Raw genomic sequence first — 12,860 nt, 5'->3', positions numbered from 1 at the left:
TGGGAGGGCCGACAGGATATCCTGTCGGCCCTTTTTCTTTGCCCGCAATTCAGGAGGCGACAGCCCGCTGTCGCCAACGCCATCAGCCAATCGCCAGGAACTTATCCCGACGGCGACGGCGCAGTTCCCCACTTTCCAGCGGCGTGAGCTGATCCAGTTCCTCGCCCAGCGCTTGCTTAAGCGACCCGATCGCCTCGCTGCGACCGCGATGCGCGCCGCCCACCGGTTCCGGCACGATCCGGTCCACCACGCCGAGCTTCTGGAGATCCTGCGCGGTAACCTTCATCGCATCGGCCGCATCCGGCGCCTTCTCGGCGGTGCGCCACAGGATCGAGGCGCAGCCCTCGGGCGAAATCACCGAATAGACGGCGTGCTCGAACATCAGCACCCGATTGGCCGCAGCCAGAGCCACCGCGCCGCCCGAGCCGCCCTCGCCCACGATCGCGGCGACCAGCGGCACGCCCAGCTCCAGGCACGTCTCGGTCGAGCGCGCGATGGCTTCCGCCTGCCCGCGCTCCTCCGCCTGCACACCGGGGAAGGCGCCGGACGTATCGACCAGCGTCACCACGGGCAGGCCGAAGCGGTCGGCCATCTCCATCAGGCGGATCGCCTTGCGATAGCCCTCGGGCTTGGCCATGCCGAAATTGTGGCGGAGACGGCTGGCGGTATCGTCGCCCTTCTCATGGCCGATGACCATCACCCGGCGCCCATCGATCCGGCCGAGCCCACCGATGATCGCCTGATCGTCGGCAAAGGCGCGGTCGCCGGCGAGCGGCATGAAATCGTCGACGATGCCGGCGATATAATCCTTGAGATGCGGCCGCTGCGGGTGGCGGGCGACCTGCGTCTTCTGCCACGGCGTCAGCTTCGCATAGGTCTCCCGGAGCATCCGGTCGGCCTTGGCCTCCAGCTTCGAGATTTCCTGCTCGATATCGAGCGAACCGGCGTCGGCCGTCTCCCGCAGCTCGGAGACACGGGCGCGCAGTTCGGCGATCGGCTTTTCGAAGTCGAGAAACATCATGCCCCGGCGGTTAAGGCGCTGTGTTCGCGCCGTCAACTTGGACGCGCTCGGCAAGCGGATGCCGCGCGTTGACCAGTTCGACCAGCCGGCGGCTATCGACATGCGTGTAGATCTGCGTGGTGGCGATGTCGGCATGGCCCAGCATCGCCTGCAACGCGCGCAGATCGGCTCCGCCTTCCAGCAGGTGCGTGGCGAAGGCGTGGCGCAGGACATGCGGGCTGATCCGCTCGGGCGAGATTCCTGCCTCGCCACCCAGCGCGCGCACCAGTTGGTAGAGCCGCATCCGGCTGAGATGCGATTTCCCCGACGGGAAGAGCCAGGGCTGCCCCGACGGGACCTCCGCCCGCCAGCGCTCGACCGCCGCCAGCGCCCGGTCCGAGATCGGCGCCAGCCGCTCGCGCCCGCCCTTGCCCTTGAGGATGAGGAAAGGCTGCCCCGCCCGAATCGCCGCGCGCGGCAGCGAAACCAGCTCGGTCGCGCGCAGACCGGAGCCGTAGAGAAGCTCGACCAGCGCGGCGAGGCGGAGATCGGCGCGGCTCGCGCCCTCGCCGGTGCGCGCGGCGAGCACCTCGAACAGGCGATCGACCTCCGCATGGTCGAGGATCTTCGGCAGCGGCCGCCGCACCTGCCCGCGCGGGAGCGCTGCGGAGGGATCGTCTGCCCGCGTCCCATCCTCCACCAGAAAGGCGAAGAAGCGTCGCAGCGCCGCCGCCTTGCGCGCGATGGTGGCGTGGGCGAGCGCCTGCCACGCCTCACCCAGCTTCACGAGCGCATCCCCGTCCGCCGCCGCGAGCCGCCCCTCCAGCAGCGCCGAGGCGCCGCGCAGGTCTGTCCCATAGGCGAGCAGCGTGTTGCGGGACGCCCCGGCCTCCGCCGCCATCGCCTCCAAGAAGCGTTCGATGGCGTGCGCATCCTCGCCGGTGGCGAAGGCGGCGCCGGGCCTCATGTCCGGCTCAGCGCCTCGGCCGCGATCATCCGCGCCTCGGGCTCATACCCCACCGCCCGGAGGCTCGCGATGATGTGGTAGAGGAAGACCGGCGAAACCTGCGTCCAGTCGGTCGTCTGCATCCCCACGGCCGCCAGCAGCGCCGTCAATGCCGGCTCGCGCTTGGCAGCCGCCGTGTCGATCGCGCGGGTCCACTCGTTCTGAACCCCGAGCGGCACGTCGAGGCGCTGCGCCAGCTTGTCGACGTCGCGCGGCGCGATGCGGCCCAGCCCCGCGAGGCTCACGAACAGGAACTGCGCGCGCAACTTCGCCGAGCCGCGTCCGCCGTCACCGAACTTCGCGATGCGATCGGTGTCGATCTCCACCTGCAAACGCGGCGCGCCGACCGCGAGCAGCGCCCAGGCCTCGTCGCCCGAGGTGCCGGACAGGCTCCGCACCACGCCCGTCCACCGCGCCGCCTGCGTGTCGAGCCCCGCCGACAGCATCGACGCGAGCAGCGCCGACGCGTCCGAGGCATAGTCCGACGAAGGCGTGATCCGCGCCGAGGCCCGCGCCGTCAGGATGCGCGAGGCATATTGATCGCGCTCGCCCTCCGGATCGGTCCAGAGCGCGCGAAGCGCCGCCACCCGATCCGATTCGTCCTGCGCGGCATAGGCCGAACGCAAGCGGCCGGCCGGAGTCTGATCCATGGCATAGGGATCGCCGCTCTCTGCCTGCGCGGAGAGGAAATCGACCAGGTCGGCCGACGACATCACGCCCAGCGTCGCCGCAATCCGTTCCGCGCCAAGGCGGCTCTGCGCCGGCAGCATCGGCGCACGCGCGCGCCACGCCTGCATGGCAAGATTGCCGTTGTCAAACAGCGTATCCGGGATGGCGAGGCCTGCCGCACTCGCGAGGCCGAAGCGCCAGCTCGTCAGCTCGTTGACGCCCGACCACTGGATATCGGTCGCGCGCTTGCCGTTGGGGCCGGCGCCGACGATGCGCTCGGCGAGCAACAGGTCGATGCCCTGCGCCGCGTGCGGCAGCGAGCGGGCGCGATCGACCAGTGCGCTGGCCGTGCCTGCCTCGCCCGACAAGCCGGCGCACATCGCGCGCGCCAGCGGCCAGGTGGAGGTCTTGCTCTTCGTATCCGCGACATCCGCCACCGGGCAGAGCGCGGCCGGATCGGCCGAGGCCATCCCCGCTTCGAGGATCGCGTCATAGAGGCGCGGCGTCGCCTTGTCGGGATCGACGCGCTGGACGAGCAGCCGCGCCGCGTCCGCCTCGCCCATGCGGGTGAGCAGCAGCACGCGCTCGGCCACCCAGTCGGACGGATCGACGCCGCCCGGCGTCTGGATGTCGGTGGTCAGCACGCGCCTGAGCAGCATCGACACCCAGCGCGAGGCGACCGGCGCATCCAGCCGTGCCATCAGCGTGGTGAGGTAGCGACCCGCCGTGTTGCCGAAGCCGTCCGCCGGAACGCCCGTCACCTCGGGGCGCAGGAAGCCGACATGCTCGGTCGAGCGGCGTGCGAATTCGGGGATGTCCTGCTTGCGCAGCTCGGCGGCGGCTTCCGCCGCGGCGTTGGCGGCCTGATCCTCGATCGCGGCGTTGGCCGCTTCGTCGAGACCGGTGTCCGGCAGGGACGACGCCACCGCATTGCCGGGCTCGGCCGAAGCAGGCGGCGGCGGGGGTGCCACGACCGGGGGCTGCGCCGGAGCGGGCGTGGCCGGCGGAGGCGGCGGCGCCTTCGCAGGTGTGCCGAAGCCGGGCGGCAGGATCGACTGGGGCGACTGCTGCCCGAAAGCCGGGATCGCGACGGCCAGCATCGCGACGCCGGCCAGAAGGTCGATCGCCGCCTTAGTGCGAGGCATCGGCGCCGTTCAGCGTCACCACCTTCTCGATATGGTGGGGCGTCACGGCCACCGATCGATGCGACAGCCAGACGAGGCCCGCCACCAGGGCGAGGAGGATGACAATCAGGATGATGCTGCCACGCGACATGCTGCTTCCCGGGGAAAAAGAAAAACAAGGACCAAACGAAGGAGCGCGCTTTTGCCCGATCCCTCACCCCTGTGTATAGCCCCAGCCCCATGCCGCAAAGCCCGCCCTCACAACGATCCACCGCCCGGCACGTCGCGACGCGCAAGCCGATCGTCCTCATCGGGCTGATGGGCGTGGGCAAGTCGACCGTCGGACGACGGCTCGCGGCGCGGCTGCACCTGCCTTTCGTCGATGCGGACCGCGAGATCGAGGCCGCCGCCGGCCTCAAGATTTCCGACATCTTCGCCCGATTCGGCGAGGACGGCTTCCGCGACGGCGAGCGCCGCGTGATCGCCCGCCTGATCGACGGCCGCCCCAAGGTGGTGGCGACCGGCGGCGGCGCCTTCATGAACGAGAAGACCCGCAAGCTGATCCTGGAGCGCTCGACCGCGATCTGGCTCGACGCCGATATCGACGTGCTGGTCGAGCGTGTCGGCCGGCGCGACGACCGCCCGCTGCTCCAGGGCCGCGATCCGCGCGAGATCCTGACGGAGCTGGCCGCGGTGCGGAACCCGGTCTACGCGCTCGCCCCCATCCATGTCCGTTCCGAGCCGCTGCCGCACGAGGCCACGGTCGAGGCGATCCTGAAGGTGCTCTCCGAATGACGACGATCGTTCCCGTCTCGCTGGCCGACCGCAGCTACGAGGTGGCGATCGCGCCGGGCGCGCTCGAGGATGCGGGCGCACGCCTCGCCCGCTATGCGCCGCGCGGGCGCTTCGTGGTGGTGACGGACGCGCATGTCGCGGCGCTCCACCTGCCGAGGCTGACCGCTTCGCTGGAGGCCGCCGGCATCGCGGTGGAGCCGATCACGCTTCCGGCGGGCGAATCGACGAAAAGCTGGGCGCACCTGGAACAGCTCACCGACCGTCTGCTGGAGCTGGGCGTCGAGCGATCGGACAAGGTGATCGCGCTCGGCGGCGGCGTGATCGGCGATCTGGTCGGCTTCGCCTGTTCGATCCTGAAGCGCGGCTGCGGCTTCGTGCAGGTGCCCACGACACTCCTCGCGCAGGTCGATTCGTCGGTCGGCGGCAAGACCGCGATCAACACGAAGGCCGGCAAGAACCTGATCGGCGCCTTCCACCAGCCCGCGCATGTGCTGATCGATCCCGACACGCTCGACACCCTCCCGCCCCGCGAGCGCGCCGCCGGCTATGCCGAGGTGGTGAAATACGGCCTGATCGACGATCCGGCCTTCTTCGATTGGTGCGAGGCGAATGGTTCTGCGCTGCTGGCCGGGGACGGCGCGGCGCGGGTCCATGCCATCGCCACCTCGATCGCCGCCAAGGCCCGCATCGTCGAGGCCGACGAGCGCGAGACGGCGGGCGTGCGCGCGCTGCTTAACCTCGGCCACACCTTCGGCCATGCGCTGGAGGCCGAGACGGGCTTCTCCGAGCGCCTGCTCCATGGTGAGGGCGTGGCCTGCGGCATGGCGCTCGCCTTCCGCTTCTCCGCCGCGCAGGGCTTATGTCCTGAGGCGGACGCCGAGCGCGTCTCGCGCCATCTCGCGGCGGCCGGCCTGCCGACGACGCTCAAAGCCGCCGGCGTGGATGCGTCGGGCGAAACGCTGGTCGCCCACATGCTCCATGACAAGAAGATGGAGGGCAACCGCCTCCCCTTCCTGCTCGCGCGCGGCATCGGACAGACTTTCCTCGACAAGAATGTAAGTCTGGCGGAGGTCGCCGCCTTCCTCGACGCGGAGCGCGCGCGAGGCTGAGCCTCAGCCCCGGCGCCACGCCCCAAAGGCGAGCATCCCCCAGCCGACGATCATCGCGAGCCCGCCCAGCGGCGTGATCGCCCCGAGCCAGAGCGGCCCGCCGAACGCCATGGCGTAGAGCGTCGCCGCGAACAGCCCGCCTCCGCCAACGAAGCACCAGCCCGCAGCCCGTCCCAGCGGTCGCGCCAACGCCACCAGCGCGGCGACGGCGTGGATCAGCTCATAATGCGATCCGGTCTTCAGCCACTCCGCCGCGGCCCCGTGCGCCCCGTGCGCGCCATAGGCCCCGGCAGCGACCGCCACCGCGCCGGACAACGCCGCCAGCAGCGCAAGCGGATCGCGGGCCCTCACAGCGGCGTTCCCTCATCCTCGTCGAGGCTCACGCCGAGCTGCCCCGGCCGGTGCATCAGCGCCATCGCCCGCGCGGAGCGGATATCCCCCTCCTCGTGCTGGGCATCGAGCCGCCGCCGGTCGCGCTCGCGATAATCCTCCTCGATGCGGTCCATCTCGGCCTCGTCGACGCCCAGCGTTTCGAGCACCTGCCGCCCCATGCAGACCGCGCTCTCGAACACCTCGCGCACGGTGCCGGCCACCTCGATCCCGCGCAACGCCAGATCGTGCCGCCGATCGAACAGGCGTACGAACAGCCGCGCCTTGGGGAAAGCAGTCTGGATCGTCCGCAGCGTCTCCGCGTCCGGCTGCTCGCCATCGAGGCAGAAGCAGATCAGCTTGGCCTCCTCCGCGCCCGCCTGCCGCAGCAGGTCGATCCGGGTGCCGTCGCCATAATAGATCTTGATGTTGAGCCGGTCGCCGATGTCGATGATCTCGGTGTCGAGATCGACGATGGTGAGCGACAGGCCGTGCGCCAGCAGCATCTGCGCCACCGTCTGCCCGAAGCGGCCGTGGCCGACGACGATGGCGGCGGCCTGATCCGCCTCCTCGGGCCCCGCGAGGCCGCGCAGCTTGGCGCCCGCCTCCTCGCCCCCGAAGCGCCGCGCCAGCGACATCAGGAAGGGCGTCGTCGCCATCGACAGCGTGACGACGGCGGAGAACAGGCTCGCCGCCTCAGGCTTGATGAGCAGCGCCGCCTGTGCCTGCCCGAACAGCACGAAGCCGAACTCGCCCCCTTGGCTGAGCAACAGCCCCAGCGCGAAGGCCGATCGCCGCTCCATCTTCGCGATCCGCGCGATGCCGTAGAGCACCAGCGTCTTGACGACGATCAGCGCCGCCGCGAGCCCGATCACGAACAGCGGCCGCGTCGCGATCGCCGACAGATCGAGCAACATGCCCACCGTCAGGAAGAACAGGCCGAGCAGGATCGAGCGGAACGGCTCGACGTCCGCCTCCAGCTCGTGGCGATAGGGCGAATCGGCAAGCATCACGCCCGCCACAAAAGCCCCGAGCGCGGTGGAAAGATGCAGCGCCTCCATCAGCGCCGAGGCCGCCAGAACCGTGAAGAGCCCCGAGGCGACGAACATCTCGCGCTCGCCGAGATTGCCGATCAGGCGCAGCGCCGGGCTCAGGATAAAGCGCCCGGCCAGCACCAGCAGGATGATCGCGCCCACCGTGTAGAGCCCGAGCAGCCATCCCGGCGGAGCGTTGGCGTCCGCCGGCGCGCGGGACAGCGCCGCGATCACGGTAATGAGGGGTACAATCGACAGATCCTGGAACAACAGGATCGAGAAGGCGCGCTCGCCGAACTTGGTATGAAGTCGCCCGGCGGAGCGCAGCAGCGGCAGCACCTGCGCCGTCGACGACAGCGCCAGCGGCAGGCCCAGCGCCAGCGCAGCGGCGGGCGTGAAGCCGGTGAAGGCGAACACCACGGCCGAAATGGCCAGCCCCGCGATCACCACCTGCGCGAGGCCCATGCCGAAAATCTCGCGGCGCAGCTCCCATAGCCGGCGGGGATTGAGTTCCAGCCCCACGAGGAAGAGCAGCAGCGTGATGCCGATCTCGGCGATGCCCATCTTGCCATTGGCATCGCCCACGACGTTCAGCACCTGCGGCCCGATCAGCACGCCCGCGAGCAGATAGCCCAGCACGGCGCCGAGGCCGAAGCGACGGAACAGCAGCACGGCGGGCAAGGCGGCGCCCAGCATGATGACGCCGTCACGGAGCAGATTGTCTGCCGGAACGCCCGTCGTCACGCGGCGGCGTCCCGGCGCTTGGCGGCAGCGAGGGCGGCGGCTTCGGCCACCGCCTCGAAAGCGAGGCGGATCGAGGGATGGCGGGCGTGATGGTCGCGCGCCGGGCCGAATATCTCCAGCCCCGGCCAGTCGCCCGGATCGTCCCGCTCACCTGCCAGATAGGCCGTGAGCGCGTCGCGCGCCGCCTCCAGTTCCCCGATCGAGCGGCCGAGGGCATGCGCCCCCATCAGCGAGGCCGAAGCCTGCCCCAGCGCGCAGGCGCGCACCTCCTGCCCTATCGCCTCTATGCGTTCCTCGGCATCGAGCCGCACGTCCACCGTCACGCGGCTGCCGCAGATGGGCGAGCGGCGGCTGGAGGAGCCTTCAGCCCCGGCCAGCCGCTCGTCATGCGGGATCGACGCGGCAAGCCGCAGGATGGTGGAATTGTAGAGCGCGGCCGACATGCCCCCGAGATAGGGCAGCATTCCGGCCGCGTCGAGGAGGCGAAGCGGCCATGCCTATCGGCGGAGATGCGGAGCGTCCGACGAGCTTCGGCGACTTCACCATCCGCGCGATTGATCACCCGCCCCAGATCGCATCGCCCCTGGCACAGGCGACCGGCCCTCAAGGCCGGTCACCCGTTCGCCGGTGTCGGATCGTTCAGCGATCGATCGATTCGGCCATATTGTCGGCCGGGCGATCCCCGCGCCGTTTGGCAACGAGATCGTCGATGGCATGGCGGCTCGCCTGGAGCAGCGAGATGCTCCGCGCCTCGCGCACCCACTGCGGCCGCTGGGCCGCGCCACCATAGCCGAGATCGTAGACGAGATTGCCCAGCATGAAGAGCAACGTCACGCCGATCAGCCCCTTCACCGCGCCGAAACCGAGGCCCAGCGTCCGGTCGATCGGCCCCAGCACCGAGGTGCGCGTGCTCCGCCCGATCCGCGCGGCCAGCATCCGGCCCGCGAAGAAGACGATCGCGAACAGCAGCACGAAGGCGAGCAGCGAGGCCCCCGCCTTCGTATGCAGATGCGCGCCGAGGAACAGCGAGGCGGGCGTGTAGAACAGCTTGAGCGCGATCACCGCCGCCACCCAGGCGAACAGCGACAGCACCTCCATCACGAAGCCGCGCATCACGCCGAGCAGCGCGCCGCCGCCGACGAACAGGAGGACGATGATATCGAGCAGGGTCAGCGAGTGCATGAAGCGCGCCTAGCCACGCCCCAGCAGATGGTCAACGAGCCTGCCCAGCGACGGGAAGTGGCTGGCCTGAATCCCGGCCACCTCGCCCGCGCCTGCGGATGGCATCAGCGCGCGCTCGAAACCGAGCTTCGCGGCTTCCTTGAGCCGGATCGCGCCATGCGCCACCGGCCGGATCTCGCCTGACAGCGACACCTCCCCGAACGCCACCGCATCAGGCGGCACCGGCCGCTCCGCCAACGCCGAGACGAGCGCCGCCGCCACCGCCACGTCCGCCGCCGGATCGGTGACGCGATAGCCGCCCGCCACGTTCAGATAGACTTCGGCCGAGGAGAAGCTCAGCCCACACCGCGCCTCCAGCACGGCGAGGATCATCGCCAGCCGCCCCGAATCCCAGCCCACTACCGCCCGCCGCGGCGTCGCACCGGATGCCAGCCGCACCGTCAGCGCCTGTATCTCGATCAGCAGAGGCCGCGTGCCCTCCAGCGCCGGGAACACCACCGCACCGGCCACCCCTTCGTCGCGCTGCGTCAGGAACAGCGAAGATGGGTTCAGCACCTCGCCTAGCCCCGTCTCCGCCATCGCGAACACGCCGATCTCATCCGTGCCGCCGAAGCGGTTCTTGATCGGGCGGAGGATGCGGTACTGATGGCTGCGCTCGCCCTCGAAGCTCAGCACCGTATCGACCATATGCTCCAGCACGCGCGGGCCGGCGATCGCGCCGTCCTTGGTGACATGGCCGACGAGGATCAGCGCCGCGCCCGTCTCCTTGGCATAGCGGATCAGCTCCTGCGACGAGGCGCGGACCTGGCTCACCGTGCCCGGCGCGCCCTCGATCATGTCCGAATGCATCGTCTGGATCGAATCGATCACCAGCAGCGCGGGCGGGCGCCCGGCGTCCAGCGTCGCAAGGATGTCGCGCACCGATGTCGCCGCGCCCAGCTTCACCGGCGCGTTGCCGAGACCGAGCCGGCGCGCGCGCAGCCGCACCTGATCAGCAGCCTCCTCGCCCGAGATATAGGCCACCGACAGCCCCTCGTCGGCCAGCTTCGCCGCCGCCTGAATGAGCAGCGTGGACTTGCCGATGCCCGGATCACCACCGATCAACGTCGCCGAGCCCGCGACAAGCCCGCCACCCAGCGCCCGGTCCAGCTCGCCGATCCCCGTCTTCGTCCGCTCCGGCAGCACGATGTCCGCGTCGAGCCCGACCAGCTCCAGCATCCGCCCGCCACGCCGGAGGTCATGCTTCGCCGCGAAAGCGGTGGGTGCGGCCTGCACCTCCTCGACCAGCGTGTTCCACTCCGCGCAATCGACGCACTGGCCCTGCCAACGATGGGAAACGCCCCCACAGGCCTGACAGACATAACGCTTGGCTGGCTTGGCCATGATGCTCCCGCCCTTGAACGAAGCGAGAACATAGCCTGCACTTCCCAACATCGCAACAGAGGCAGGGTCGCTCTTGCGGGGGCACGGCTGCCATGCAACCATTTGCCGCAATGAGGGAGAAGGAACTCAGGCTGGCCCTGGTCTGCTACGGCGGCATCAGCCTTGCCGTGTACATGCACGGCATCACCAAGGAGATCTGGCATCTCGCCCGCGCCAGCCGCGCTTTCTCGGCCGGGGAGCCGGCCGAGGGCGCCAGCGAGGATGTCTATCGCCGCCTGCTCGCGCTGATCGAGGACGAGGCGGAAATCTGGCTCCGTATCCTTGTCGACATCATCGCGGGTGCCAGCGCAGGCGGGCTCAACGGCATCTTCCTCGCGCAGGCGATCAGCAGCGGCCAGTCGCTGGAGCCGCTCACCAGCCTGTGGCTGGAGAAAGCCGATGTGGACCAGCTCGTCGATCCCGAGGCCCGGCCCGGATCGCGGCTCTCCAAGATGTGGGCGACGCCGATCGCCTGGGCGCTGGCCGGCCGCGAGACGGGGCTGGAGGAGACGGTCGAGCCCGCCGCGCGCGCCGAGGTGAAGGCCAAGCTCGCCAGCTTCGTGCGCGGGCGCTGGTTCGAGCCGCCATTCGGAGGTGCCGGCTTCACGGGCGTGATCCTCGACGCGCTCGATGCCATGGAGGCGCGCCCGGCCGGCCCGCCGCTGCTGCCCGAGGGCCAGCCGCTTGACCTCTTCGTCACCGTCACCGATTTCCACGGCCACCCGGAGCGGCTGCACCTTCACTCGCCGGACGAGGTGGTGGAGACCGAGCATCGCCTGACGCTCGCCTTCTGCGATCGCGGGCGTTCCGGGCCGGACGGCGGGCCAGGATTGGGCGACGCGGCCGAACTCGCCTTCGCGGCACGGGCGACCGCGAGCTTTCCGGGCGCCTTCCCGCCCTTCACGGTCGCCGAACTGGACGGCGTGCTCGCGACACGCGGGCGCGACTGGCCGACGCGCGAGGCCTTCCTTACCCGCTCACTCCCCCGGCAGGCGGCGGCGGGGCAGATCGATTCCGCCGCCCTGATAGACGGCTCGGTACTCGCCAACGCGCCCTTCCGCCCCGCCGTCGACGCGCTGCGCAACCGTCCGGCCCGGCGCGAGATCGACCGGCGCTTCGTCTATGTCGATCCACATCCCGGCAACCGGATCATGCGGCTCAACACGCCCGGCGCCATCAGCCAGCCCGGCTTCTTCCAGACCATCTTCGGCGCGATGTCCGACATCCCGCGCGAACAGCCGATCCGGGACAATCTGGAGGCGATCGAGGGCCGCTCCGCCCGCATCAACCGGATGCGCGAGATCACCGACGCGATCCGCCCCGAGGTGGAGGCCACGATCGAGGACGCGCTGGGCTCCACCTTCTTCCTCGATTCGCCAACGCCGTCCCGCCTGCTCGCCTGGCGCGCCAAGGCGCATGACCGGGCCGGCAAGGGAGCGGGCTATGCCTATGCCTCCTACGGCCACCTGAAGCTGACGACGGTGAACGAGGAACTGGCGATCCTCCTCCACTCGCTCGCCGGGCCGACCGCCGCCTCGCTCGACGCCTATCGCGACGCCATCGCGGATCATATCGTCGCCAAGGGCCTCCGCGCACCGCATTCGCTGATCGGGGGCCGCGTCGCCGAATCGGTGGTGCTGTTCTTCCGGCAGCACGACATCCGCTTCCGGGTGCGGCGGCTCCGCTTCCTCGCGCGGCGGATCGAGGCGATGGAGCAGCATGGCGAACTCCTCCGCCAGGCCGCCCAGACGATGCGCGAAGGCCTGTTCGACGCCCTCGCCCCCTATCTCGCCCGGCAGAGCGACGATTTCTACGACGAGGCCGCCCGCGCCGCCGCCCGCATCGCCGTCGACCAACCCGAGGCCGCGCTGGACTGGCTCGCCCAGACGCGCGATCTCGCCGCGCTCGACCAAGGCGCCGACGAACGGCTGGCGGAGGCCTTCACCGCTCTGCCGAGGGCGGAGCGGCGGGTGATGCTCTATGCCTATCTCGGCTTCCCCTTCTACGACATCGCCATGCTGCCGCTGCTCCAGGACGAAGGGCTCGACGAGTTCGACCCGATCAAGGTGGACCGCATCTCGCCCGAGGACGCCCGCGCCATCCGGGAGGGCGGCGCGGAAGCGAGCCTCAAGGGCATACAGTTCAACAGCTTCGGGGCGTTCTTCAGCCGGGTCTATCGCGAGAACGATTATCTCTGGGGCCGCCTCCACGGAGCGGACCGGATGATCGATATCGTCGCCTCCACACTCCCGGCCGGCCGCTCGCTGCCCCCCGGCGCGATCGCTGGCCTGAAACGAGACATATTCCGTGCCATATTGGGCGAGGAGCGCGATCGGCTCACCCATATCCCCGATCTGTTCGAGAAGCTGGCGGCCGAGATCGGATAACCCGGCCGGGGAGGCTGGC

The 12,860-nt window shown here is 70.1% G+C and carries 12 protein-coding genes; 3 read left to right on the top strand and 9 right to left on the bottom strand.

The annotated features are described in order from the left end of the window. Positions 1–82: 82 nt before the first annotated feature. Genes ST3T6A_RS0111795 through ST3T6A_RS21515 form a run of 4 tightly spaced genes read right to left on the bottom strand, consistent with a single transcriptional unit; the run spans position 83 to position 3,950 of the window. A complete protein-coding gene (locus tag ST3T6A_RS0111795) occupies positions 83–1,021 on the bottom strand; it encodes an acetyl-CoA carboxylase carboxyltransferase subunit alpha (protein WP_019833136.1) in 939 nt (312 codons plus the stop codon). 10 nt (positions 1,022–1,031) lie between these two features. Beyond that, positions 1,032–1,967: a tyrosine-type recombinase/integrase gene (locus ST3T6A_RS0111790; protein WP_019833135.1), complete on the bottom strand. Its 936-nt coding sequence runs from the start codon at positions 1,965–1,967 to the stop codon at positions 1,032–1,034. Further along, positions 1,964–3,820: a hypothetical protein gene (locus ST3T6A_RS0111785; protein WP_019833134.1), complete on the bottom strand. Its 1,857-nt coding sequence runs from the start codon at positions 3,818–3,820 to the stop codon at positions 1,964–1,966. The genes ST3T6A_RS0111790 and ST3T6A_RS0111785 overlap by 4 nt, the downstream gene beginning before the upstream one ends. Then, positions 3,807–3,950 carry a hypothetical protein gene (locus ST3T6A_RS21515; protein ID WP_019833133.1) on the bottom strand — a complete coding sequence of 48 codons (144 nt, stop codon included), beginning with the start codon at positions 3,948–3,950 and terminating at the stop codon, positions 3,807–3,809. The genes ST3T6A_RS0111785 and ST3T6A_RS21515 overlap by 14 nt, the downstream gene beginning before the upstream one ends. 89 nt (positions 3,951–4,039) lie before the next feature. Between ST3T6A_RS21515 and ST3T6A_RS0111775 the strand changes: the two genes are divergently transcribed. Both ST3T6A_RS0111775 and aroB read left to right on the top strand, forming a co-directional pair. After that, complete coding sequence (locus tag ST3T6A_RS0111775) at positions 4,040–4,594, top strand: shikimate kinase (protein WP_026359651.1); 555 nt, start codon at positions 4,040–4,042, stop codon at positions 4,592–4,594. Beyond that, entirely contained in the window at positions 4,591–5,703 is a 1,113-nt protein-coding gene (aroB, locus tag ST3T6A_RS0111770) for a 3-dehydroquinate synthase (protein WP_019833131.1), read from the top strand. Before ST3T6A_RS0111775 ends, aroB begins: the two co-directional genes overlap by 4 nt. A 3-nt stretch (positions 5,704–5,706) precedes the next feature. Here aroB and ST3T6A_RS0111765 read toward each other — a convergent pair whose 3' ends face one another. From ST3T6A_RS0111765 to radA, 5 genes are all read right to left on the bottom strand, one after another. Beyond that, positions 5,707–6,054 (bottom strand): DUF423 domain-containing protein, encoded by a 348-nt coding sequence (locus ST3T6A_RS0111765; protein WP_019833130.1) that lies wholly within the window; start codon positions 6,052–6,054, stop codon positions 5,707–5,709. Further along, positions 6,051–7,802, bottom strand: coding sequence for a cation:proton antiporter domain-containing protein (locus ST3T6A_RS0111760; RefSeq protein WP_051103470.1), 1,752 nt, complete (start codon positions 7,800–7,802; stop codon positions 6,051–6,053). Before ST3T6A_RS0111760 ends, ST3T6A_RS0111765 begins: the two co-directional genes overlap by 4 nt. Before the next feature lie 44 nt (positions 7,803–7,846). Next, on the bottom strand, positions 7,847–8,314 hold the full coding sequence (locus tag ST3T6A_RS0111755) for an iron-sulfur cluster assembly scaffold protein (RefSeq protein WP_019833128.1): 468 nt from the start codon (positions 8,312–8,314) through the stop codon (positions 7,847–7,849). Positions 8,315–8,489: 175 nt separating this feature from the next. Next, on the bottom strand, positions 8,490–9,032 hold the full coding sequence (locus ST3T6A_RS0111750; RefSeq protein WP_019833127.1) for a CvpA family protein: 543 nt from the start codon (positions 9,030–9,032) through the stop codon (positions 8,490–8,492). Between the two features lie 9 nt (positions 9,033–9,041). Continuing rightward, on the bottom strand, positions 9,042–10,415 hold the full coding sequence (gene radA, locus ST3T6A_RS0111745; RefSeq protein WP_026359649.1) for a DNA repair protein RadA: 1,374 nt from the start codon (positions 10,413–10,415) through the stop codon (positions 9,042–9,044). A 110-nt stretch (positions 10,416–10,525) separates the two neighbouring features. On the opposite strand from radA, the gene ST3T6A_RS0111740 reads away from it, so the two are divergent. Then, complete coding sequence (locus ST3T6A_RS0111740; protein ID WP_019833125.1) at positions 10,526–12,841, top strand: patatin-like protein; 2,316 nt, start codon at positions 10,526–10,528, stop codon at positions 12,839–12,841. Positions 12,842–12,860 lie beyond the last annotated feature (19 nt).

Origin of the sequence: Sphingomonas sp. PR090111-T3T-6A (assembly GCF_000383095.1) — a bacterium.
GTDB lineage: Bacteria > Pseudomonadota > Alphaproteobacteria > Sphingomonadales > Sphingomonadaceae > Solisphingomonas.
The sequence above is the reverse complement of the archived record's forward strand: the minus strand, read 5'-3'. Positions and strand labels throughout refer to the sequence as shown.